This window comes from Leptolyngbya sp. KIOST-1 (assembly GCF_000763385.1).
In the GTDB taxonomy this organism is placed as follows: Bacteria; Cyanobacteriota; Cyanobacteriia; order Phormidesmidales; family Phormidesmidaceae; genus Nodosilinea.
The window spans coordinates 1,000,984-1,024,254 of sequence record NZ_JQFA01000004.1 but is presented as its reverse complement, the minus strand read 5'-3'; the positions used below and the strand labels follow the sequence as shown (position 1 = coordinate 1,024,254).

At 59.5% G+C, this 23,271-nt stretch carries 21 protein-coding genes and 1 tRNA gene; 7 read left to right on the top strand and 15 right to left on the bottom strand.

Features of this window, described 5'->3' with window-relative positions:
* Window positions 1-2: 2 nt before the first annotated feature.
* The 4 genes from NF78_RS21540 to NF78_RS21530 form a co-directional block, all read right to left on the bottom strand.
* Window positions 3-344 (bottom strand): YlcI/YnfO family protein, encoded by a 342-nt coding sequence (locus tag NF78_RS21540; RefSeq protein WP_035991545.1) that lies wholly within the window; start codon window positions 342-344, stop codon window positions 3-5.
* On the bottom strand, window positions 341-778 hold the full coding sequence (locus tag NF78_RS29905; protein WP_072016218.1) for a putative toxin-antitoxin system toxin component, PIN family: 438 nt from the start codon (window positions 776-778) through the stop codon (window positions 341-343). Before NF78_RS29905 ends, NF78_RS21540 begins: the two co-directional genes overlap by 4 nt.
* Window positions 779-988: 210 nt before the next feature.
* Entirely contained in the window at window positions 989-1,948 is a 960-nt protein-coding gene (locus tag NF78_RS21535; RefSeq protein ID WP_035991543.1) for a 3'(2'),5'-bisphosphate nucleotidase, read from the bottom strand.
* A 218-nt stretch (window positions 1,949-2,166) separates the two neighbouring features.
* Window positions 2,167-3,042, bottom strand: a complete 876-nt coding sequence (locus NF78_RS21530; protein ID WP_035991541.1) for a PfkB family carbohydrate kinase — start codon at window positions 3,040-3,042, stop codon at window positions 2,167-2,169.
* 161 nt (window positions 3,043-3,203) lie between these two features.
* Here NF78_RS21530 and NF78_RS21525 point away from each other — a divergent pair, with 161 nt between their 5' ends.
* Together NF78_RS21525 and NF78_RS21520 are read left to right on the top strand one after the other, a co-directional pair.
* Complete coding sequence (locus NF78_RS21525) at window positions 3,204-3,419, top strand: hypothetical protein (RefSeq protein WP_263970673.1); 216 nt, start codon at window positions 3,204-3,206, stop codon at window positions 3,417-3,419.
* Entirely contained in the window at window positions 3,416-4,666 is a 1,251-nt protein-coding gene (locus NF78_RS21520) for an MFS transporter (protein WP_052050822.1), read from the top strand. Before NF78_RS21525 ends, NF78_RS21520 begins: the two co-directional genes overlap by 4 nt.
* Before the next feature lie 36 nt (window positions 4,667-4,702).
* Here NF78_RS21520 and NF78_RS21515 read toward each other — a convergent pair whose 3' ends face one another.
* Window positions 4,703-5,308 carry an Npun_F5749 family FMN-dependent PPOX-type flavoprotein gene (locus NF78_RS21515; protein ID WP_081972820.1) on the bottom strand — a complete coding sequence of 202 codons (606 nt, stop codon included), beginning with the start codon at window positions 5,306-5,308 and terminating at the stop codon, window positions 4,703-4,705.
* A 92-nt stretch (window positions 5,309-5,400) separates the two neighbouring features.
* On the opposite strand from NF78_RS21515, the gene NF78_RS21510 reads away from it, so the two are divergent.
* The 3 genes from NF78_RS21510 to pyrC all read left to right on the top strand — a co-directional run bounded on the left by NF78_RS21510 (window position 5,401) and on the right by pyrC (window position 9,414).
* Complete coding sequence (locus NF78_RS21510) at window positions 5,401-6,531, top strand: calcium/sodium antiporter (protein ID WP_035991539.1); 1,131 nt, start codon at window positions 5,401-5,403, stop codon at window positions 6,529-6,531.
* Window positions 6,532-6,561: 30 nt separating this feature from the next.
* Window positions 6,562-8,151, top strand: a complete 1,590-nt coding sequence (locus NF78_RS21505; RefSeq protein WP_035991537.1) for an Hsp70 family protein — start codon at window positions 6,562-6,564, stop codon at window positions 8,149-8,151.
* A gap of 228 nt (window positions 8,152-8,379) precedes the next feature.
* Window positions 8,380-9,414, top strand: a complete 1,035-nt coding sequence (gene pyrC / locus NF78_RS21500; protein WP_035991535.1) for a dihydroorotase — start codon at window positions 8,380-8,382, stop codon at window positions 9,412-9,414.
* Window positions 9,415-9,632: 218 nt separating this feature from the next.
* On the opposite strand, the gene NF78_RS31440 is transcribed toward pyrC, so the two are convergent.
* The 5 genes from NF78_RS31440 to NF78_RS21480 form a co-directional block, all read right to left on the bottom strand.
* Window positions 9,633-9,764 (bottom strand) — tRNA-Ser (locus NF78_RS31440).
* A 177-nt stretch (window positions 9,765-9,941) separates the two neighbouring features.
* Window positions 9,942-10,277, bottom strand: a complete 336-nt coding sequence (locus tag NF78_RS21495; RefSeq protein ID WP_035991533.1) for a hypothetical protein — start codon at window positions 10,275-10,277, stop codon at window positions 9,942-9,944.
* 26 nt (window positions 10,278-10,303) lie between these two features.
* Window positions 10,304-10,684 (bottom strand): hypothetical protein, encoded by a 381-nt coding sequence (locus NF78_RS21490; RefSeq protein ID WP_035991531.1) that lies wholly within the window; start codon window positions 10,682-10,684, stop codon window positions 10,304-10,306.
* Window positions 10,685-10,696: 12 nt separating this feature from the next.
* Window positions 10,697-11,239, bottom strand: coding sequence for a hypothetical protein (locus NF78_RS21485; RefSeq protein ID WP_035991529.1), 543 nt, complete (start codon window positions 11,237-11,239; stop codon window positions 10,697-10,699).
* A 26-nt stretch (window positions 11,240-11,265) separates the two neighbouring features.
* The gene (locus NF78_RS21480) at window positions 11,266-12,381 is read right to left on the bottom strand and encodes a hypothetical protein (RefSeq protein ID WP_156119917.1); all 1,116 of its coding nucleotides are present in this window, start codon (window positions 12,379-12,381) and stop codon (window positions 11,266-11,268) included.
* Window positions 12,382-12,691: 310 nt separating this feature from the next.
* Here NF78_RS21480 and mobF point away from each other — a divergent pair, with 310 nt between their 5' ends.
* Both mobF and NF78_RS21470 read left to right on the top strand, forming a co-directional pair.
* Complete coding sequence (gene mobF, locus NF78_RS21475; protein WP_052050821.1) at window positions 12,692-16,027, top strand: MobF family relaxase; 3,336 nt, start codon at window positions 12,692-12,694, stop codon at window positions 16,025-16,027.
* A 354-nt stretch (window positions 16,028-16,381) separates the two neighbouring features.
* Window positions 16,382-16,957 (top strand): DUF305 domain-containing protein, encoded by a 576-nt coding sequence (locus NF78_RS21470; protein WP_197064937.1) that lies wholly within the window; start codon window positions 16,382-16,384, stop codon window positions 16,955-16,957.
* A gap of 198 nt (window positions 16,958-17,155) precedes the next feature.
* Here NF78_RS21470 and NF78_RS21465 read toward each other — a convergent pair whose 3' ends face one another.
* The 5 genes from NF78_RS21465 to NF78_RS21445 all read right to left on the bottom strand — a co-directional run bounded on the left by NF78_RS21465 (window position 17,156) and on the right by NF78_RS21445 (window position 23,170).
* Window positions 17,156-17,749 carry a DUF3105 domain-containing protein gene (locus NF78_RS21465; protein WP_035991523.1) on the bottom strand — a complete coding sequence of 198 codons (594 nt, stop codon included), beginning with the start codon at window positions 17,747-17,749 and terminating at the stop codon, window positions 17,156-17,158.
* Between the two features lie 6 nt (window positions 17,750-17,755).
* The gene (locus NF78_RS21460; RefSeq protein WP_035991521.1) at window positions 17,756-18,265 is read right to left on the bottom strand and encodes a DUF411 domain-containing protein; all 510 of its coding nucleotides are present in this window, start codon (window positions 18,263-18,265) and stop codon (window positions 17,756-17,758) included.
* A 137-nt stretch (window positions 18,266-18,402) separates the two neighbouring features.
* The gene (locus NF78_RS21455; RefSeq protein ID WP_052050820.1) at window positions 18,403-19,224 is read right to left on the bottom strand and encodes a MauE/DoxX family redox-associated membrane protein; all 822 of its coding nucleotides are present in this window, start codon (window positions 19,222-19,224) and stop codon (window positions 18,403-18,405) included.
* 287 nt (window positions 19,225-19,511) lie between these two features.
* Window positions 19,512-19,991 (bottom strand): hypothetical protein, encoded by a 480-nt coding sequence (locus tag NF78_RS21450; RefSeq protein WP_035991519.1) that lies wholly within the window; start codon window positions 19,989-19,991, stop codon window positions 19,512-19,514.
* Window positions 19,992-20,020: 29 nt separating this feature from the next.
* Window positions 20,021-23,170: an efflux RND transporter permease subunit gene (locus NF78_RS21445; protein WP_035991517.1), complete on the bottom strand. Its 3,150-nt coding sequence runs from the start codon at window positions 23,168-23,170 to the stop codon at window positions 20,021-20,023.
* Window positions 23,171-23,271: the final 101 nt, after the last annotated feature.

The following is a 23,271-nucleotide window of genomic DNA, read 5'->3' as shown; positions in this document are numbered from 1 at the left end:
CGCTAACTCCGATCTGGTTTACCCATGCCCATCTGAATTTGTTCCTTGAGACGCGCAATGACATCTGCACTCAGATCTGCTTCTTGATCAGCTTGCTCACGCGCCGCTAACACAGACTCAACCTCAGCAGACGAAGCTTGCCCTAACTGCTTTGTCAATGCCTGGAATGCCTGTTGTTGTCGTTCAACTTCCGGTTGAGGGACGATCTGAATTGCAGGGGCTAACGCTGCTTGGCGGGTCAAGGCATAGACAATGTACTGATTCAGCGATACCCCTTCCCCTTCAGCAAGCTGAGCAAGCTGTTGATGCAAAGTCTCAGGTAACCGTAAGGTCAATCGGCTCATGAATTTTCTCCTGATGCTAATACGCCCACAAACTGCACAGGGGTTAAAACTCGCAGCCCAAGCGATTGTCTTGCACTTTGGAAATCCCGAATATTAGACGTAACCACGATCGCACCTGCATTCATCGCACAATCGATCACGAGATCATCCCCTCTGTCTGGGGATGTTGGTCGCCACGAAAAATAAATATTTGTGTATTGAGCGATACTCAGAAGTCTCCCCAACACAGGTTTCAGTCTACTCCACCGTTCTTCTAAGAGCTTGCGAGACAGCACATCACTATATTCATAGGCAAGCGCATTGGAGACACAAGTTACCATCAGCCCAGCCAACCAAGCATCGATAATCAGACCTGAAGCCCCACCCTGCTTGGTCAGACCTTCAAATACAACATTGGTATCAACAACTATCCGGAGCGAAGCTAAACCTGGCATGACACCACTATAGCACTACGGACAGTGCTTGGACATGAGTTCGGTACAGGACAAGATCTGTATATCTTCCATTTTCTTCCCTTGACTTATGGGGATATTGCAGTGCAGTGCCTCTACAAGATCTACGTTTTGAAGCAGGGGTGCTCAAGGCAAACTCGATGTAGAAACCCTCTCTATCCCCCAACGGCACATCCCTTGCCACAAGTCTCATTACTCGGCCAATGCCTTCAGCACCGCAGCGTGGATGGTGCCGTTGCTGGCTACCACGCCGGGATTGTTGGGGAAGCGGGCGGCGCTGGCGAAATCTAGCGGCTTGCCGTGCATGTCAGTGACTTTGCCCCCCGCCTCTTCGACCACCAGCACTCCGGCGGCGTGGTCCCAGATTTTTTCGCGGTAGTCGGGGGTTTTGGGGGAGGGCAGGCGCAGGTAGAGGGCGGCCTGTCCGGCGGCAACGGCGGCATACTTGGCCTGGCTATCCATGCGCAGGGAGGGGGTGGTAATGCCGACGGTTTGGGCCACCTGCCCCTGCTGATTGAGGTCGCCGTGGCCTGACTCGACGCTCTCGACCAGGCGAAAACGATCGCGATCGCCCTCCCCCGTCACCCGCAGCGGCTGGGGATCGCCCCCCGCCAGAGGCACCATCGTCGCCCCCTGGCCGCGCACCGCCACAAACAGCAGTCCGGTTTCACCGCCGAAACTCAGGAAAGGGCAGCCCAGCACCCCCACTTTGATGTCGCCATCGACGACCAGGGCGAGGGCGATCGCGTACTGGTCGCCGCGCAAAAAGCCCTTGGTACCGTCGATGGGGTCGAGGGTCCAGTAGCGGGGGCCAACGCTGCCGTTGCCGTGGTCGATCCAACTGAGAATGTCGCCGTCGGTGGCGCTGGGCACGAGCTGCTGCACTTGCTCGGTGACAGCGGCAAGAACGGGGACGGCATCGGGCTGGCGCAGGTCGGTGGTGTCCTCTTCACCCACCACCGGATCGCTTGGAAATGCCGCCGACAGCGCCTTGCAGATGATCGCCTGAGCACCGTAGTCGGCAATGGTGACGGGGCTTTTGTCGTTTTTCTCGATCGCCTGGGGCACCAGACCCTGGCGCACCCGTTCGCAGAGCTGGGCGGCCTGGATCACGGCGGCGATCGCGGTTTGTTTTTCCTGTTCGTAGGGCATGGGGGAGAGGTGGGTAAGTGGGCGGGTGGATGGGTGGGGTGGTATCAGAGAGCACTATAGCGGTTGGGGGGGCGGCGCGATCGCTGGGGAGCTAGAAATGGGGTTTCTTTCTGCGCTCATCTCATATAAAATCCTGCCTTCATACGGTCGGGTGGTGGGGGCATTGCAGTGCAATGCCCCTACGAGATCTCTGTTTTGAATTGGGGTTCCTCTCCGTATCACCTCGGTTCAGCGACGCCCTCCTTTGAAAACTCGAACTCCTCGATCCAGGCGCGGGGGCCGAAGTGGCGGCAGCTCTGGGCGGCAACTTCGGCTGCCTGGGTCAGGGCGTCTGCGAAAGCAGTCTGCAATCGGTAGTGGCAAAACGCGCCGTGAAAAATGTCTCCGGCTCCCAGGGTGTCCTCGACCTCTACGGCAGGCACCGGGAGCTGGTCGCATTGCCCCCGGTGGCAAATGTCGATCGGGTTGGGGCCGTGGGTCAGGGCGACTTCAGCAATCCCCAGGTCGCCCAGGGCCGCCAGGGTATCGGCCTGATCGGGCAGGCGAAACTTGGCGGCGGCGATGACGCTGGTGGCCAGGGGCAGCACGGTTTCAAAGCCGGGCTTCCAGCTGCCCGCATCGACGACAATGGGAATGCCCTGGGCCTGGCGGGCGATCGCGGCCCCGGCGGCCATCTGGTGCCCGTCGATCAGCACAATATCTCCGCCCTTGAGCAGGGGTTCGAGGTCGGCGGGGGGTGCGGCCTGGCGACCCACGGCATTGCGCGAGACCACGGCGCGATCGCCCGTGGCGGCGGTGACCAGAATGGTGGACAGGGGCGGCGGCGCTTGCAGATCGGGGGTAAGATCGACCACCGCAATACCGTAGGTGGCCAGCTCCGCGCGAACCAGCGCCGCCAGGGGGTGATGCCCCAGAGCCCCGACCACGGTGGCGCGGTTGCCCAGGGCGGCGAAGGCGATCGCGGCGTTGGTGGCTGGCCCCCCGGCCACCAGCAGGCTGTCTGTGGCGACAATTTTCTCATCGCTGCTGGGCACGTGGTCCACGCGATAAATGCAGTCGAGGGTGATCAACCCCACAAAAAGTCCAGCGGCCACAGCGGTATTTCTCCCGACAGATTCTAATTGTCAGAATAGAACGATAGTCTCATCAGCATAGATCTGGCTCTGGGTGTAAGGTGGGTATTGCGCCAAGTATCAGGGAAGTTTGGGCGGGTTGGCTCTATTTTGGGGGCGATCGCCCACTCCGTTGCATTTTTGTGGTTTTCTCTGTCTTTTCCTTTGCCACTATGGCCGATACGTTGCCCCTTGCCTACTTTCCGCTGTTTCTGCACTGCCTGATTGGCCTGGTGGCTGCCCAGGTGGCCCACCGCAAAGGCTACGACCTGGGGCTGTGGCTGGTGTGGGGCATGGTCGGTGGCACCGTGGCGCTGATCGATGCCTGGCGACGCCCCCGACGGCTGCCGCCGCTATGAAGACCGCCTTGGCTCGATGGCTCAGCCAGCTGCTGCCTGCCCTGGATCACCGGATGTGGATTTTGGCGGCGGGACGGCTGCTGTCCCAGGTGGGGATCGGCTTTACGCTGTTCTACGCGCCGATTTTTTTTACCACCCAGGTGGGATTAACGGCGACCCAGGTGGGGCTGGGCATTGGCCTGGGCTCAGTGGCGGGCATTGGGGGGCGGGTGTTGGGTGGGTCGCTGGTGGATTCGCCCACGGCGGGGCGGCGACCCACCCTGCTGGGGTCGGCCCTGGTGTCGGCCGCCGCCGATGGGGTGCTGATTCTGGCCCACAATTTTCCGGTTTTTCTGCTGGGTAACCTGCTGATGGGGTTTGGGGTGGGCCTGTACTGGCCCGCCGCCGAGTCGGTGGCCGCCGACATTAGCACCCCCGCCCAGCGCAACGAGGCCTACGCCCTGGTGCGCCTGGCCGACAACATTGGCCTCGGGGTGGGGGTAGTGGCCGGGGGAGCGCTAATTTCGCTGACCGGGGCCTACCGGGCGCTGTTTGCCATCGACGGCATCACGTTTTTGCTGTTCTTTGGCCTCATCTACGCCGCCATTGCCGAAACTCGCCCCGCCGATAACCCCGCCCGCTCGCTGCTGCAGGGCTGGGGCCATGCCCTGCGGGACAATACCCTAATGGTGTACGCCCTGGTGAACGTACTGTTCACAGGCTACCTGGCCCAGATTCAAAGCACGCTCCCCCTCTACTTAAATCGCTTTGCCGGGGGAGGCGAGACCCTGGGGGAGGGCACCCTGAGCCTGCTGTTTACCGGCCATGTGGTGCTGGCGGCGATCGCGCAGTTGCCGGTGGCCCGCTGGCTCAAGCGCTACCGCCCGGCCCAGGGGCTAATGATGTCGGCGCTGCTGTGGGGGCTGGGGTTTGGGCTGGTGTGGCTATCGGGCACGGGCCAGTTTCCGCTGGCCTGGGGTGGGCTGGCCCTGGGGATTATGGCCCTGGCGATGGTTGCCTACACGCCAATTGGTTCAACGCTGGTGGTGGCCCTCGCCCCCGATGCCCTGCGGGGGGTCTACCTCTCAGTCAACTCGATGTGCTGGGCGATTGGCTATCTGATCGGCCCGCCAGTAGGCGGCTGGGCGCTCGACCGGGGGAACGCCGCCGCCCACGGCTTCTGGTTGGCCACCATGGGCACGGTGGTACCAGCGTTGGCCGTGTTAATCTGGCTCGACCGACGACTGCGCCGCCTGGGGCGCTCCTAAGTAGGTGGGGCTGAATTGTAAGCCAACGCTGAGCCGTTAAGGATTGACCGCCTTGACCTGCCAGGTGCCGTCGCTGTGGCGATCGTAGAGGGTGCGGTTTTGCGGCTCGCCGCGCAGCTCCAGATGGTCAACCCGGTTGGGGGCTACCAGCACCAGACAAAATTCAGCGGGCGGCGTCGGCTGAATTTCTGGGGGCGAAAAGTCGGCCTCAGGATCGCGAGGCTGGGCCGGGTGGGGCCAGTAAAACTGCTGGCGGGCGTTGTCAGAGAGAGCGTCCCAGGCCGCTTGCCGGGTCTCGGCCAGGGGGCTGTCGGCGGCACCGACGACCTGAATAGAGCCAGCCAGCCGAAACTGCTCGCGGGTGTGGGTGAAGTACCAGCAGACCTCGGCCCAGGGGTGGGCGGAAATATCGGCCACCTTGGCGCTGCGCTGGTCGGTAACTACCGTGAGGGTGTTGGTGTGGGGCAGAAAGTCGCGAAACACCACCGTCCGGTTGGCGGGACGTCCGGCGGCGGTGACGGTCGCCAGCTGAAAGTAGCGGCTGTAGGGGCGGCTGCGGTTGCGGTGGAGGGCGCGCGCCAGGGAGCTTCGCCAGGGAGCCAGGGCGGCGGCTTTCAACAGAGATGGATCAGAATCAGACATACTGTAAGTTGACCTTGGTTTAGTGCGATCGCTGTCCTGGTCAAGGGCTCGGGCCATCTTAACTAGAGCGTTTACTGAGTGAGCTTTCAAGTATGACTGTTGCCATCCTATTGCTGATTGCCGGTGGCGGGCTTTTGTTGGTGGGGGCAGAGGCACTGGTGCGGGGGGCCGCCAAGCTGGCGGCGCTGATGGGCATTTCCCCCCTGATCATTGGCCTCACCATTGTGGCCTACGGCACCAGCGCTCCAGAGATGGCGGTGAGCGTGCAGTCGAGCCTGGCTGGGCAGGGCGACATTGCCCTGGGCAACGTCATCGGCAGCAATATCTTTAACGTGCTGGTGATCTTGGGCCTGTCATCCCTGGTGGCCCCGCTGCCGGTGGCGCAGCAGCTGATTCGGCTCGATGTGCCAATCATGGTGGGCATTTCGACGCTGCTGCTGTTTTTTTCTTTCGATCGCCTGCTGCAGCCCACCGACGGCGTTATTTTGTTCATTGGCGGGGTGATCTATACGCTGTTTTTGATCTACCAGAGCCGCAAAGAAACCAACGCCGAGGTGCAGTCGGAGTATGACCGGGAGTATGGCGCTGCCCCGTTGGGACGCTCAACCTGGGCCATCAACCTGGCCCTGATGGGGGCTGGGCTGGTGGCGCTGGTGCTGGGCTCCAGGCTGTTTGTTACCGGGGCGGTGAGCATTGCCCAGGCACTGGGGGTGAGTCAGCTGGTGATTGGCCTCACGATTGTGGCGGCGGGGACATCCCTACCGGAGCTGGCTACCTCGGCGGTGGCCACGTTTCGCGGCGAGCGAGACATCGCCGTGGGCAACGTGGTGGGCAGCAACATTTTCAATATTCTGACGGTGCTGGGGGTGACGGCGGTGACGTCGGGACCGGGTATCACCATTCCTAACTCGGTGCTGTACTTCGACCTGCCGGTGATGGTGGCGGTGGCGCTGGCCTGCCTGCCAATTTTTCTCACCGGCAATGTGATTTCGCGCTGGGAGGGGGTGCTGTTTAGCGGCTACTACGTGGCCTACGTCACTTACCTGATCCTGCGGGCGGCGGATCACGACCAGCTGGGCCTATTTAGCCAGGTCATGCTGCTGTTTGTCATTCCGCTGACGGTGATCACGCTGGTGCTGGTGTTGCTCAAGTCGTGGCCTGAGCAGCGGCGGGCGGCGGCAGAGCAGGACGCTAGCCTACCGAGCGATCCCCACTCCCGGTAGGATGGGTAGCACCATTGTTAACGTGCACCTATGGCTATAGCGGTTGATTTTGGCACCAGCAATACCGTCGTTGCCCGCTGGAACCCGGCGACAGAAAGCCCCGAAACGCTGGCCCTGCCGGGGCTGAGTTTGCAGCTAGAGGGAGTACCGCCCCTGGTGCCCAGCCTGGTCTACGTGGAAAAGCCCCAGGCCAATGGGGTGGTTGTGGGGCAGGGGGTGCGCGTTCGCGGCCTCGACCTGGCCACCGACCCCCGCTTTTTTGCCAATATCAAGCGCGGCATTGGCACCCCGCTGCAGGGGTTTCTGCCCACCATCGACGGCGAATCGCTCTCCTTCGAGCAGCTGGGGGAGTGGTTTCTGCGATCGGTGCTGACCCAGGTGCAACCGGTGGCCGGAGACAACGACAGCCTGGTGCTGACGGTGCCGGTGGACAGCTTTGAGACCTACCGCCTGTGGTTGGGGGATGTGGTGGCCGCCCTCGACATTGGCCAGGTGCGGCTGATCGATGAGCCGACGGCCGCCGCCCTGGGCTACGGCCTCAGCGGCGAGCAGACCCTACTGGTGCTCGACTTTGGCGGCGGCACCCTCGACTGGTCGCTGGTGCGGCTGGTGGCTCCGGCGCAAAAGCAGCCGGTGGGCTTTTTGCTCAAGTGGCGGGGGCAGGGGGCCGAGCAAACCAGCGCCCAAAAGCCCGAGCTGGCGCGGGTGCTGGCCAAGGCAGGGGAAAATCTGGGCGGGACCGACATCGACCAGTGGCTGGTGGCGCACTTTCACAACCAGGGCGTGCCCGACGGGCCAGTGGTGCAGCGCCTGGCTGAACGGCTGAAAATTGCGCTGTCGGCTCATCCCGAGGCGGCGGAAGCCTACTTCGACGACGAAACCTTTGACACCTACGACCTGGCGTTGACCCGCGACCAGTTTGAGCAAATTTTGGCCCAAAACCAATTTTTTGAGCGGCTAGAGAAGGGGCTGACCCAGGTGCTGCAGCAGGGCCAGCGCCAGGGCATTGACCAGGATGCGATCGACGCCGTGCTGCTGGTGGGGGGCACCGCGCAGATTCCGGCGGTGCAGCGGTGGGCGAGGGAGCGGTTTGGGGAAGGAAAGGTGCGGTGCGATCGCCCCTTTGAGGCCGTAGCCCAGGGGGCGCTACAAGTGGCCCAGGGGCTGACGGTGGAAGACTTTCTCTACCACAGCTACGGCATTCGCTACTGGGACCGACGCAACAACCGCCACGGCTGGCATGCAATTTTGCCCCAGGGGCAGCCCTACCCCATGAGTACCCCGGTTGAACTGACCCTGGGCGCGTCGGTGGAAAAGCAGCCCAGCATTGAGCTGATCATCGGCGAACTGGGGGCCGCCAGCACCCAAACGGAGGTGTACTTTGAGAACGGTCGCCTGGTGACCCGCCAGCTCGGCGGCGATGCCCCCTCGGTGCAGCCCCTGAACGATCGCGACGGGGCCCGCACGATCGCCCAGCTCGACCCACCGGGGTTTCCGGGCAGCGATCGGGTGCGGGTGCTGTTTCGGGTGGAGCGCGATCGGCTGCTGCGCATTACAGTGGAAGACATTCTCACCGGCAATACGCTGCTGGATAACGAAGCTGTCGTGCGACTGAGCTAGGGAATGACCTCAATTAGCTGCTAACCGCTCAAAAATTAAGGGTTAAAGCCCCTAGCCTGTCCTTCGGATCGGGCGGGGCAAAGCTTGATATACCGGGCTTTTGGCCATAATTGATGACATGCCCTAGAACCCCTTGACAGCCTGGCGCCTCTGATGGGGATATTGCAGTGCAATGCCCCTGCGTCGAACCTGCCCTACCCTAATGGAGGTTTGCAATAGGATGAAACCATGGAAACGCTGACCCTGACTCGACCCGACGACTGGCACCTGCACCTGCGCGATGGCGAGGTGCTGAAGGCGGTACTGCCCCACACGGTGCGGCAGTTTGCTCGGGCAATTGTGATGCCGAACCTGAAGCCGCCAGTGCGTACGGTGGCCGAGGCGGCGGCCTACCGCGATCGCATTCTTGCGGCCATTCCGGCAGGTCAGCAGTTTGAGCCACTGATGACCCTCTACCTGACCGACAACACCCGCCCCGAGGAAATTGTGACGGCCAGGGAGGCTCAGTTTGTCAAAGCGGTGAAGTACTACCCCGCCGGAGCAACGACGAACTCAGATGCGGGGGTCACCGACATTGGCAAATGCGATCGCGTCTTTGAGGCCATGGAGCAGGCCGATATGCCGCTCCTGCTCCACGGGGAAGTGACCGACCCGGCGGTGGATATATTCGACCGCGAAAAGGTGTTCATAGAGAAACACCTGATTCCCCTAAAGCAGCGCTTTCCCCAGTTGCGCGTGGTGCTGGAGCACATTACAACCTCAGAGGCGGTGGACTATGTGCTGGCAACCGACCGCACGGCGGCTACAATTACCCCCCAGCATCTGCTGTATAGCCGCAATGCGTTGTTTCAAGGGGGGCTGCGGCCACACTACTTCTGCCTGCCCATTTTGAAGCGCGAAACCCACCGCCAGGCCATTTTGCGGGCGGCCACCTCGGGCAATCCCAAGTTTTTTCTGGGTACCGACAGCGCCCCCCACTCTCGCCACAGCAAAGAAAGTGCCTGCGGCTGCGCCGGGTGTTTTTCGGCCCTGCACGCCCTGGAACTGTACGCCGAGGCATTTGAGAGCGTTAACGCCCTCGACAAACTGGAGGCCTTCGCCAGCTTCTATGGACCAGATTTTTACCAGCTGCCGCGCAACCGCGATCGCATTACCCTGAGCAAAACCACCTGGCGCATTCCCGATCAGCTGCCCTTTGTGGACGATGGTCTGGTGCCCCTGCGGGCCGGAGAGGCGCTCACCTGGAAGGCGTTGCTGAATTGAGTAATGAATCTGTAAACTTGACATCCTTATCATCGCCCCCTAAGTCCCCCAATTCTGGGGGACTTTGAGCGTTCGACTCCCCCAGAATTGGGGGGCGAGGGGGTATATCATACCTGCATTCAGCAACGCAGAGTACGAACTACCTACAATCAGCTTGACTGTTCTCACCTGAGTAAAGCAAGGGGAACGCCGCACACCGTCACGGATCTGGATTTAAACGGAGAGGGAGGGATTCGAACCCTCGTTGGGTTTGACCCCAAAACAGTTTTCGAGACTGCGAGGGTATATCTTGAAATCACTGTTTGACAAGGAATACGAGCATTAGCTCAACATAAATCCCCCATTTCTCCCCCAAATACTTGTTGCTAAAGATCCAGCCAATTAGTTAGATAGCGTCATTCGTCCAGGACTCATGCACCACTTTGAGATGGCTAAAACGATTGAGCGAACGGCAGGGTTTTAATCCTGCCGTTCGCTCATCTCACCCTCCGGTCAATTAACTATCTATGCCATCATTGCCAGAACAGCTAAATCTTCCGCTGCTCGGGAGGAATAGCTAGCACCTGGTCAAATGCCGCGACATGAATTTGCCAGGTCGGTTGACCGACCTCTGGATCCTGAATATTTCTGTAGTGAATACCGTAGCTAACGTCGCCGCGCTTGCCTAAAGAGCGCATCTTCTCGGCCCGTTCAACTTCTGCCAGGATGCGATCGCGGCTAATGCCCAACAGGGCAGAGGCCTTGCCGGGAGAGAGCCAGAGCCCTTTTATCCCATAGGTTTCCAAAACGCGGTACACCCATTGCTGCTGAGCCTCAAGTAGGGTGAGCCGCTTATCAAGTTCTGACAGGTTGAGTTTTGTCATCGGGCCAAGACTCCCATGCACCAGGGCTACTCCATCTCCAACCCAGGTTGCTGCTGCCGCCGGGTTCCCTGGCTCTGCCCAGAGACCCGTTGCACGGCCATCAGCACGGTAGATCGCACATATTGACTCATCGCCGCCGCCGGAGCCCCCTTCTGATGCACCTGATGCTGCACATAAGGCCCCTGGTGCAACACCCCCACCGCCGACTTCTGCGAATAGCCCGCCCGTAGCACCGCCTCCGCCACTGCATCGTCGAGCTTGATCGCCGCCCAATCATTCGAGGCAAACTGCTGGTAGAGCGTGGCGTAATCTACCTCATCCCCAACCACCCGCTGGGCAAAGGTCAGATAGGCCTGCCGCGCCTGCACCCCTACTTCGGTCGCTGGTTCCTTTGGTGTCAACTCCATCGCGCTACCCCCCTACGACACCAGATCTTTGGGTGAAACGGATTCAAATTCCTGGAACATGTCCAGCTCAAATCCCACGCCCTCTTCCCCCGGCGGCACCAGCATAGAGTCGGTAGATGTCACCCCCGCTGCGTGTGCTGGTGTTGGCGTTTTCTGAAGACTCAGCGCACCCGCTCCCACATACCGCTGGAGCACCCGCTCCACCGTACGCTCCAGGGCCACCTCTAGCTCCGGCGTTACCGCATCTGACTGGGGCAACTCCACCTCAAAGGTCTCCGCAATCAGCTCCATCTGCCGCTGGAGGGTCATCAACGACTCGCGAGCCAGCACCTTCAGCTCATCGTCATTGACCTGGCCCTGCATCTGAAAAGCAAACGGTCGCCAGAAAGCGGCGATCGCCTCCACACCCTTCTGCTTGCCCATCTGGCTCGGCATCTTTGGGTTGTGCATCAGGTACTGAAACACGACCCCTAGGGGCGACTCCAAATCGACATTGAAGGAGAACAGGATCCGCTTGCGGTTTTGACGTTTATCGGGCTGAGACTTGGAAGCCATAGGTTTTGCGACGTGCTTTCTAAACTCTAAACGGCGACGGAATCGAGCGTACCGATCAGGCCCCGAAACAGACCATAGCTATCGGCCATTCGTAATGTCATGGAGGGAATCTGGGCCGATTCGGGCACCCCCCGCACCAGCGCCTCTAGCCGCCGAGGGCCACCTTCGGTAAACAGCACCTGCTGCGACAACCCCAGCTCAGTAAAGTAGGCACTCAGCCGTGACCGAAGGATCGACGACGCGCCACCACTGATGATCACCTCGGTATTCATGACCTCTAGCTGCGGCATCACCTGGTCTTGCCAGTAGGTCAGCACCGCCTGCCAGTAGGTATCCAAGCAAGCTGTCATCGGCTCACTAAAGTCAAACAACCGCCCATGCGCCACGGAGAGCTGTTGGGATTGATTGGATGCGATCGCCGCCATCAGAAACCCATAGTCGGGCTGGGTCACCCCAGCAGATCGCGCCGCCTTCTCAAATATCGGCCAGAAGCCTGGCCCATTGGAATTTGACCCCGCCGCCCGCAGCGAGCCGCCATCAAAGCAAAGCACCGACAGGTTGCGGTGGCCCATCATCACAATCAGGGTACGCCGCTGGTTAATTTCCTGTCCCACCGCTTCCAACTCACCCTTCCTGTTCAAGTACAGCCCAAACCCCTCGGGAAACGCCTGCATCCTCAGCCCCACCCGCCGCGGTTCCCCCCGAAACCGAAATCCCCCCTGGCAAATGGCCTCCGCTTGCTTGCGGATAGCATCGCGGGTGCCCAACTCGGTCAAGGGTAAGGCCAACCAGAGAACCGCCTCAAAGGAAGGAGGTAACGACTCCAACTCAGCCACTACCCCCAGCGCCGCTGCAATCTTGTAAGCCGCCAACTCAGACTTATTGGCGCGAATGCTGTTGGACTCCAAGCAGGCCTTCGCTGACTCCCCCACCAGCACCACCTGCTCACCCAACTCCAGCCAGGCAGAATCTTGAGGGCGAGTGCTGCCCCGAAATTGAGTCAGCACCGCCTGGGATAAATTGGGAGCAACTTCTGCACCCATCCACAGCGCCAGCGTAGCCCCTCCCCCAACCCGATAGAAAACCTTCGAGGCTGACGAACCGAGGTCAGCCACCATCAAAACCGTTGGTTTCTCAGTCATAGCGTGCGGCATAGGCCGTTCCAAACGCGACATCCCTACCATAGACCACATTTGCAGGAATGGGAATATATGGGATGTCAACATTCGTAAATTTAGCCCAAAAGCGCAAAACAGGGATAATATGGGAATTGTATTTCGGGTCCTGTATCCGAGTGCTGCGCCCCTATCGGGGGCTTCGCGGAGAGGCCACACAGTACGCCAAGGTTTTGGCAAAAACCGGACAACGGCCCTCCCCGCAGGGTTTCTACCGTTTTTGAAGACGCTTCAGTTTCCCTTCAACGGAGCGTCGTGTTTTTAACCTTGCTTCTCCATGCTTTCCACGAGTAATCTCTCTGCCGCTCAAGCGGAGACCTACTACACCCACGAGGACTATTACTCGGTTGAAGAAGCCGCTCACCCGACCCAGTGGGTGGGTAAAGGAGCTGCGTCGTTGGGTCTAGCTGGGACAGTTAATCAGCAAGCTTTCAGCCAGATGCTCTCGGGGCAGGCGACCGACGGGCGATCGCTGACAGGAAAGGCAATTGACCCAGAAAATCGACGGGCGGCGACCGACTTTACCTTCAGCGCCCCGAAAAGTGTCAGTATTGCGGCCCTAGTGCAGCAGGACGAGCGAGTGTTGGAGGCCCATCATCAGGCGGTGGCGAAAGCGCTATCGGTGTTGGAAGAGCGCTATGCCCAGACCAGAGTTTCAACGGAAGCGGGGCGAACCAAGGTGACGACGGGGAATATTGCGGCAGCTGTGTTTACCCATTCCACTAGTCGGGAGGCGGAGCCGCAGCTGCACAGTCATTGTGTGGTGATGAATGCGACGCAGTTGGAGGATGGACGGTGGTTTAGTTTGAGCAATGAAAGTGCGATCGCCAACCAAAAGCTCCTGGGCCAGATTTATCAAAATGAACTGGCGGTAGCGCTGAGGCGGCAGGGCTACCAAATTGAGCCAAAGGCCCACGGGCAGTTTGAGATAGTGGGATACTCGCCGGATCTGCTCAAGGCATTCTCGACCCGCAGGCAGCAGATTCTAAAGCTGATCGAAGAGTGGGAGTCGACAGGCTCCAAGAACAATCGAGCGATGCGGGAAACGGCGACCCTGGTGTCACGGAAGCGGAAACCTAAGGAGGTGGACGAGGGGCTGTTACAGCGGGGGTGGAATGCGCTGATTCAGTTGAAGGGGCTAGAACTGCCGGAGCTACCAGAAGGCAATACCCCAGCAATTGGCGATCAGCCATCGGCTGCTTCAGTAATTGACGCGGCAATCCAGCACTGTGGGGAGCGGGAGTCGGTGTTTCGGCAGACGACGCTGGAGCGGTTTGTCTTTGAGCACGAGTTAGGGATGCAGGGGTTTGAGGCGATTGAGGAGGCGATCGCCGACAGCCTTGAACTTATCAAAGTTGTCGACGGCAAGTTGACCACCCAGACAGCACTGAATTTGGAACTCAACACCATCCGCTTAATGCAACAGGGACAGGGGCAGGTGAGCGCAATTGTCCCCAACGGTACCCAGTTGGACGATCTGGTAACTCACTCCTTAAACCCTGAACAGCAACATGCGGTGGAGATGGCAGCGACCACACCAGATGCGGTGATGGCCTGGCAAGGCGTAGCGGGAGCTGGCAAAACCTATGCCCTAAGCGTGTTGAAGGATCTGGCTCAAGGGCAGGGCTACCTGATCCGAGGCTTGGCCCCCAGCGCTGAAGCCGCTCATGTATTGGGAGAGTCGCTGGGCATTCAAACCATTACGGTTGCTGGATTATTGGTGTCTCAACCCTTGGATGAACCGCCTCAGTCAACGCTATGGATTGTCGATGAGGCAGGGCTATTGAGCATGAAGGATGCCCATGCTCTCTTGCGGCGGGCAACGTTGGAGCAGGCAAGGGTGCTCTTGGTAGGCGATACCCGACAGCTCTCCGCTGTAGAGGCAGGCAATCCCTTCAAGAGCTTACAAGCAGGGGGAATGTCAACCGCTTACCTGGAGACCCATCGACGACAACAGACTGGGGTGCTGCGATCGGCTGTGGAGTTGGTGGCCCAGGGGCAGGTCAATGAAGGCATTGAGATCCTGGCCCAGGCTGGGTGTGTGAAGGAAGGATCTCAAACCAAGGAGCGGATTCAGCAGGTGGCGGCAGATTATTTGGCGCTGGCGGCGGTAGAGCGGGAGACTACGCTGGTGTTGGCGGGAACCAACGCAGAGCGATTAGCCCTGACTCAGGCGGTGCGGGTGGGATTGCAGGATGAGGGTGCTTTGGGCGCGGATGGGTTTGTGTTGCAGAGCTTGCGACGGAAGGATCTAACCACGGCTCAGGCCAGTTACCTCAAAGTCTATGCGTCAGGTGATGTGCTGGTACCAGTTCAGGATTACCAGAAGCAGGGGTTGCTGAGGGGGGAGCAGTACCGGGTGGTAGCGGTGAATGTCGAGGCCCAGCAAGTGGTACTGGAGACGCCGAGTGGATCAGTATTATCGATCAATCCAGCAGCGTGCCCGCGCAAAACCGTTTATACAACTCAATCCATTGAGGTGGCGGTGGGCGATCGCCTCAAATGGACACGCAACAACTCCAAAGCCGGAATCCGCAATGGGCAAGGGTTTGTGGTGACGGAGCTGGGATCTGATGGGACAGCAACAATTCAGGATGGCGCGGGCCATACCGCCACGATCAACCTCAGTGGGAATCAATACATCGACTACGCCTGGGTGAGCACCACCTACAGCAGCCAGGGCAAGACGGCGGAGCGGGTGCTGGCCCTGCTGGGCGAAACGACGAATCGAGAAGCGTTTTATGTGGCGATTTCCAGGGCGAAGCGGGCTGTGACGTTGTACACAACCAGCCAGGCCGACTTGGTGCGGCTGGCCCAGGTGTCGCGGGCCAAGGAGAACGTGAGTGACTACGTGCCCTTAACTCAACAGGTGATTAACCATGGACAATTACTCGAACGGGAACAGCGCGAACCAGAACCCATCCCCAGCCTTGACCCCAGAGCAGTGGGAGAGCGTATTGGCCAGCGTGTTGCAGAACAGCTTAGAGCCGCTACGGGCCGAGATCTGCGTGAATACGCAGCGGGTGCTGCACCTCGAAGAGCACGTCCAGAGCTTGGGGGAAGATTTGGCGATGTGGCCGCAGCACTGGAACCAGAGCTTGGGGTGCTTGGTCGCGCAATTGCAGCGTATCGTCAGCGACGAGACCTCTTCCGATGCGCAGGCGACTTTGCAGGAGCAGTTGAGACTGTTAATTGCGGCGTTGAGCAGTTGGAACGGGCAGCTCAAGACCGAGTTGGCTTTGCAGCAGCACTTGATAGAGTCGCTAGAGCGGTTGGACGGACGGTTGAACGAAAGCAGCAAAGGGTAGATGCTCCTGAACCGACGGCGGTGAATACGAGGGAGCAGCTTTTGGCTCGATGGGAGCGGTACTCAGCGGGGTTACCATCAGCAAGTTTGGAGCTGCGGGTAGCGCAGCGGGCATTGCGGGATGGGTATTCGCCTAAGGAGGTGACGCTGATGCTGGTGGCGGGGAGTGAGACGGTGAGGTTGATCCATGACAAACAGGGGAAGAAGGAGGCTATGAACTATGCGGCCCATGTGGTTCGGATGGCTGGGCAGCAGCAGGTGCCGTCTTCTAAACGGAAAGGTTGGGCTATGGAAATAGGAGATTAGCTAGATCTTATCCGTTAAGCCACTGTACGGAAACCGAAAAAAATAAAGAGTTCCGAAGATTAACCTCATAAGGCAAGCAAGCTTGTTGGATACAGTTTCGTATCCAACGAAAAAATGATGAAATCAGCGCCGTTGTCATTTCACGCTGATTTCACTTTTCTAAGCTCATAATGAACGTCAGCGGTAATTCGAGTGAGTCAGCGCTTCAACGCTTCACCCGAAAACGGCTGTTCACATCTTGATGAGAAAAGGATGTAGACCGATATGCGCTTGCAACGAACGTTTGCTTCGTGGGTATTGGTCGGAGGTTTAATCTCAGCGCCAGCGATTTTGGCTGGATGCAGTCCCTCCCAGATGACGTCTCAAGGTTCCGAGACACATACCCTGCCTATGGGCGATACCGCTATGGCCGACCATGCTATGACGATGGATCTGGGACCGAAGGATGCCGAATTTGATTTGCGCTTTATTGACGGTATGATTCTGCACCACCAAGGGGCGATCGCGATGGCCGAAGCGGTGCTGCAAAACTCTCAACGAGTCGAGATGAAGCAACTAGCGGAGGCGGTGATTGGGGCACAGCAGGCGGAAATAAATCAGATGCAGCAATGGCGGCAAGCCTGGTATCCCGATGCGGGAGCAGAGCTGGTGATGTATGACGCCCAGATGGGTCACACCATGGTAATGACATCGGAAATGCAAACCGCCATGATGATGAGCGGCGATTTAGGCAAGGCCGATGCTGAATTCGACCTGCGCTTTATCAACGCCATGATTCCGCACCATGAAGGGGCGCTGGCGATGGCCGAGCAAGCGTTGGAGAATAGTGAGCGTCCTGAGTTGCGCCAGGTCGCCCAGAATATTCTCGATACACAGCAGGCGGAAATCGACCAGATGCAGCAGTGGCGGCAGGCGTGGTACCCCCAATAGATTCGGCGGCGATGGGGCAGAAAACTATCGCCGCGTCTCCTATTCCATCATTCGGTACACATCGGCGCTCAGATTTCCCAGCGGTGGTATCCGCCGTTGTGTGTGGGGTTTGACTGGGCGATGGTCAAAGACCGGCCCTCAAAGGCCAACGCGATCGTCATCACCCTCCAGTACAGTTTGAGATAAGCCGACTGATAACTACCGCACCGGGTTTTCGGGTCCCCGTCCCCGGTATTCATCAATAAAGGTGGCCGCAGCTTGCGGATCAAATTCCGGCATCACTAGCTTTTTCGTCCAGGCTGTGAGAACGATATCCTGGCCCAATCCTGCCTTGGGAACCACAACGATCCCATCCCAGGGACCAGAGAACTGATCGGCCCAGCTTACCAGCGCCTTTTTAGTCTCTGCTGCGGGCTGGTCATAATAGATGACGATGTTGCCATGCTCTAACGAATGCACCAGCTGTTCGGGCCGTTGAACATCTGTATATACTCCCGGCATTGTGGGGTTGGGGTCGTGAGGGCCAGAGGTGGGGAAGTCGCTGTCATAGTCTACGGGTTCTCCTAGCTCGACGTGCTCGCGCCCCTGGTCAGGAAACGTTTGCACTGAAACCAGAGCGGTTTCGCCAATGGTGGTGTCGGGTTCAAAGGCAACTTGCTCGGGCCGATTGCGATACCAGAGGGTACCAATCACCGCTACCATCAGCACTGTGATGCCAATGGGGCCAAGCACAATCGCGAGAATATTGGGGCCTTGAGCTTTGCGGCGTCTGGATTTGGAACGTTCAGCCATTGTTATTTAAGAGTGTTCTGCAAAAGGAACAGGTTCACCCGACTCGGTAAAGGAGAAGACGGTGTAGGGCTCGACGTAACTACCGGATTCCATACCGGGAGAACCGATGGGCATTCCCGGAACGGCGATACCGGCAACGTCCGGCTTTTCAGTCAATAGCCTCTGCACATCCTCAGCGGGAATGTGACCTTCAACGACGTAACCATCCACAATCGTTGTGTGGCAAGAGGCCAGATTGGCAGGGACACCATACTGCTCTTTGATAGCAGTCAGGTCTTCAGTCAGATTGTCTTTGACGATGAAGCCAGCGGCTTTCATGTGCTCAATCCACTGACCGCAACAGCCGCAGGTCGGGCTGCGAAAGACGGTAATTTCGGCCGTGATCGCTACCTGCTCAGCCACTTCTGTGCCATTTTGAGCATGGGGGCCTTGGGCCAGTGAGCAGCCTGTCGCGGCGATCCCCGTTGAAACCAGGCCCACCACGACTAGCGTAGACGTAAACAAACGACGGTTCATAAATTCCTCCCCACCAGAACGTCAGGCTAGTGCTTTTTCTAAGATAATTCAGCTCACTAGCCTGACGCATGATCATGAAATGGAAATGAAATTGAGGGCGATCGCCGTTTGAGGCCGGTGTTCGGCGATCGCTCCCCCTATTCGATCGCCTGCACCTGAACGATAGCTGCTTCCTGAGGCGACAACACCGCTTGCGGTTCCACCTCACGGTTTCCCACGGCGGAGAAGATTAAGGTTGCCCCCATCAGCGCCATAATGGCGTTTTCGGCGAAACTCACGACCCCCAATGGTGCCTTTGAGTTGCCGCCGATGCAGGCACAGTTGAGCGCCATTTTGTCGATGTAGACGGCTTTGAAAACCGACACCGCCCCACTGACGCCTACCACCAGCGAGCCGATGCCGGTTGCCAGGGGCGCAACTCCGGAGAGGAAGCCCAACCCGATCGCGAGTTCTGCGAAGGGGTACACCTTGCCATAGGGCTTGAACCGTCGCGTCACCAGGTCATATTTGGCGAAACTTTCGGCAAAGGCGTCGAGATCCATCAGCTTCAAGGACGCCAGCATGGAGAGGGAGATGCCCATAAAGCCTGGAACTCCCAGGGAAGTGGCCAGAGCCATCAGGCCAGCGGTGGAAAATAGCGCGGCGACCGGAGTGTAGGAATACTCGGCCTTTTCTGCCTCGACATCGAAGTAAGCGGCCAGGTCGGTGTAGCCGCCGATGCGGCGATCGCCAAAGAAGATTTGAGGCGTTGTTGCCACGTCGTGCTGGGCTTTAAATGCAGCGACTTCATCTTGAGAGGTGAGCTTGATATCGTCAAAGGCAATGCCTTTCTCGTTGAGCAGATTCACCGCCCGCAGCCCCCAGGGACACTCGTGCTTGGGAGTAGACATGCGGTAGAGCCTGATTGGCGTTTGGAGATCGATATGGGTTGCTTGGGAGTTGGGAAGGGTAGCGGTCATCGGTTTACCTCGCGATGCCCAGCGGCATCAAATATGTTGATAACGCTACCCTAAAGCCTACAGTGAACTTTAAGGTCAAGAGGTTGAGCCAAAGAAAATCCGCTAAAAAAAGTTTTCTTGCCGCCGGGATGCTAGGTAATACAAAATCCTGTCTGTATACACCCGCTTTGTAGGGGCATTGCAGTGCAATGCTCCCTACCAGATATCGGTTTTGAATCGGGGTTTGTGGATCGGATTCGATACAACTCCGAACTATTGACCAAGCGATCATGCTCGCTACGGTTTATCTACTTTGAAAAGTTGAACCGCCCGTTGACTTTCTCCCCCTGGATGTCGGTTTGAATCACGGTTTTATACTCTCCTGAGACCTGGCTGGGGATGAAGGCAAAGAAATGTTCGCCAGCGGCGTCGTACTCCATCGGAATTTCCTGCTGGGTGCCGTCGGGTAGCTGCACCTGGGCGACAGCGGTGGCATCGGCGACGGGTTCATGGGTGTCGCCCGTTTGTAGATACAGATCCAGGTGAATGCCGTCAGCTTCTGGCACGGGCACCAGTTCCATGTGGTAAGCCCCCGTCTCAACAACTTGACCGCCTTTACTGGCCGCGCTGTGGTCTTCTGAGGCAGGGGCTTCAGCCTCCGGGGGAGCGGTGGCGCTTTCGGCAGGGGCGGCGGCATCGTCGGGAGCGGTTACCGTCTCGGAGCCACCGCAGGCGGTCAGGGCTAGGGCAACGGTCATCAACAGGGCAGACAGGAGTTGGATACGCATGGATAAATCTCCGGAAAAACTTGAAACCACTAAATTGAGCTGATCGGTTGCCGGGTGGCGATCGCCTCAGCGTCTGGCAATGAGTCGGTTGAGGGTCGCTCACCCGGCTCAGGGGGCACCAGATGGCGACCAAACTGGGCATAAAGAGCGGGCAGCACCAGCAGGGTCAGGGCAGTAGAGGTGAATAGCCCGCCCAGCACGACGATCGCCAGGGGCTGCAAAATCTCTCGACCTGGGCCAGAGCTAATCACCAGGGGCAACATGCCTAAGGCAGAGGTGAAGGCGGTCATCAGAATGGCGTTGAGCCGTTCGATCGAACCCGTGAAAATCACCTGCCTCAGGGGCATGCCCGTCGCCAGCTTTTGGTTGTAGTTATCGACCAGCAGCAGACCGTTGCGCACCGCCACCCCAAACAGGGTGATGAACCCCACCAGGGAGGCCACCGAAAGGACGCCACCGCCGATCGCCACCGAGAAAATGCCCCCCACGATCGCCAGCGGCAGGTTTAGCAGAATCATCACCGTGGCGGGGAGCGACTTGACGGTGAAGTACATCAGCACGGCAATCACCACCAGGGCCAGCGCCCCAAACACCAGCAGGTTTTGGGTGGCGCGCTGTTCCGATTCAAACTGGCCGCCGTACTGAATGAAGTAGCCCGGTGGGAATGTCACCTGCTGGCGCACCGCCTCCTGAATGTCAGTGATGACGGAACCCAGGTCGCGATCGCTGACGTTAGCCGACACGATAATCAGGCGGGACACGTTTTCCCGGCTGATGGCGTTGGGGCCGGTGCCGTAGTCCACCTGGGCGATTTGAGCGAGGGGAATGCGCTGGCCAGCGGGGGTGTCGATCAGCATGTCCCGCAGGGTGTCGGGGTTGCCGCGAGCGCCCGACTCGAACCACACCACCAGGTCAAAGAGCTGCTGGTTTTCGAGCACCTGGGAGACCACGCGACCATTAAGGGCGGTTTCGATCGTGTCGGCCAGGGCTTCCATCGTCAGGCCATAGCGGGCCGCAGCAGTACGGTCAAAACGAATCTGGATCTGTCGCACGGGCAACTGGGGCGCGAGCTGCAAGTCCACGATGCCCTCAACGCCGCCCATGACTTCGGTGACTTCGGTGCCCAGGCGGCGCAGCTCGGCCAGATCGGGGCCAAAGATTTTCACCGCGATCGCGCTCCGCACCCCAGACAGCACCTCGTCCATGCGGTGGGAGATAAAGCCCCCCACGCTGGCGGGGGCTCCCGGAATCTTCTCAAACTCAGCCCGCAGCATCTCCAGGGTGGCCTCCCGGTCTTTCATGCCCGCGTCGCTCAGCTCGATGTCGAGTTCGGCAAAGTTGGAGCCCACCACGTGCGGGTCGCCCGGTGCTCGCCCAGAGCGCATCTGAAGGGTTTCAAACCGGGGATCGTCCTGGAGCGCCTGCTGCACCGCCAGCCCAGCCCGATTGGTCGCCGCCAGGGAACTGCCGGGGAACAGGTTCATGGAAGCGACGAGCGATCGCTCCTGAAACTCCGGCAGAAAGACCCGTCCCAGGGCGGGCAGCAGCGATAGGGAGGCCACCAGAGCCCCTATCGCGATTAGCAGGATCAGCTTGGGTCGCCCCAGGGCCAGCCGCAGCACCGGCTGATAGAGCCGCTGACTGCGGCGCGACACCCAGGTATCTTCTTCCGGCAGCGGCGCAGCGGCCAGCAGAAAGGCGCAGAGGGCAGGCGACAGGGTCAGGGCCACCAGGGTAGAGGCAAAAATCGCCACCAGGTAGGCGATCCCCATTGGCGCAAAGATGCGGCCTTCCACCCCAGTGAGGGAAAAAATCGGCGCGAAAATTACCGCAATAATCACCGTGGAAAACAGCACGCTGGTGCGCACCTCCACCGACGTGTCGTACACCACCTGAAAGGGGTGCTTGGGACTGCCCAACTGGCGGTTGCGCCGCAGCCCCCGGTAGCAGTTCTCCATATCCACAATCGAGTCGTCTACCACCGAGCCGATCGCCACCGCCAGCCCGCCCAGGGTCATGGTGTTGACGCTGAGGCCAAACCAGTCCAGCAGAATCAGGCAGATCAGCAGCGACATGGGGATGGCGCTGAGGGTAATGGCGGCGGTGCGCCAGTTCATCAAAAACAGCAGCAGAATGACAGAGACGATAATGATGCCGTCCCGCAGAGAGTCGCGCACGTTGTGGATGGAGGCTTCGATGAAATCCGCCTGCCGAAAGGTGCGGGTAATGGTGACATCGGGGGGCAGGCTGGGGCCGACTTCCTCAAGGGCGGCTTCCACCTGGTCTGTCACGGTCAGGGTATCGGCCAGAGGCTGCTTATTGATCAGCATCACCAAGGCGGGTTCCCCATTCAGGCTGGCATCGCCCCGCAGGAGGGCGGGGCCAATGGTGACCTCCGCCACATCCTGGAGCAACACAGGCTTACCCTCCCGCGCCGTCACCACAGCCTGCTGCAAGTCTTGAATCGACTCGATGCGGCCAACACCACGAATCAGCAGTTCCTGATCGGCGTCAATCAAGTAGCCCCCGGCCCCGTTTTGGTTCGCCGCCGCCGCCGCCGCACTCACCTCTTCTAAGGTGACGCCAAAGGCGCTGAGCTGGGCCGGATTCACCAATACCTGATACTGTCGCTCTTCGCCGCCAAAGGTGGTAATTTGCGTCACCCCTGGCACCGCCAGCAGCCGATTGGTGACCTGGCGATCGACCAGCTGCCGCACCTCCATCAGCGGGGTAGACTCAGCCGTAAAGGCGTATTCCAGCACGATGCCCAGGGGCGAGTTGAGGGGAGCCAACTGGGGTGCTTCGACCCCTTCCGGTAATCGGGCCTGCGCCTGCTGGAGCCGTTCGGTAATCAGCTGCCGGGCCTGGTAGACGTCGGTGCCCCAGCTAAACACCACCCGCACCGCCGAGGCCCCCGCAACGGAGGTGGAGCGCACCGCCGTCACCCCTGGTGTGCCGTTCACCGCGCTCTCAATCGGCAGCGTCACCAGAGATTCCACTTCTTCCGGGGCCAGGCCAGGCGCTTCTGCCTGGATCTCGACCTGGGGCGGGGCAAAGCTGGGGAACACATCCAGCGACATCTGGCCCAGGGTACGCAGGCCGTAGAGGGTGATGAGGACGGTGGCGATGACCACAATCCAGCGCTGGGCGATGGACCATTTGAGAATGGCGTTGAGCATGGAGGGTGTGGATGGGTAGGAGGGTGGATGGGTAGGTGAGTGGGTGGCTAACGCTTCAGCTTTAGTTTGGGTGGAGCGTCAGCGGAACCCAACATTGGTGA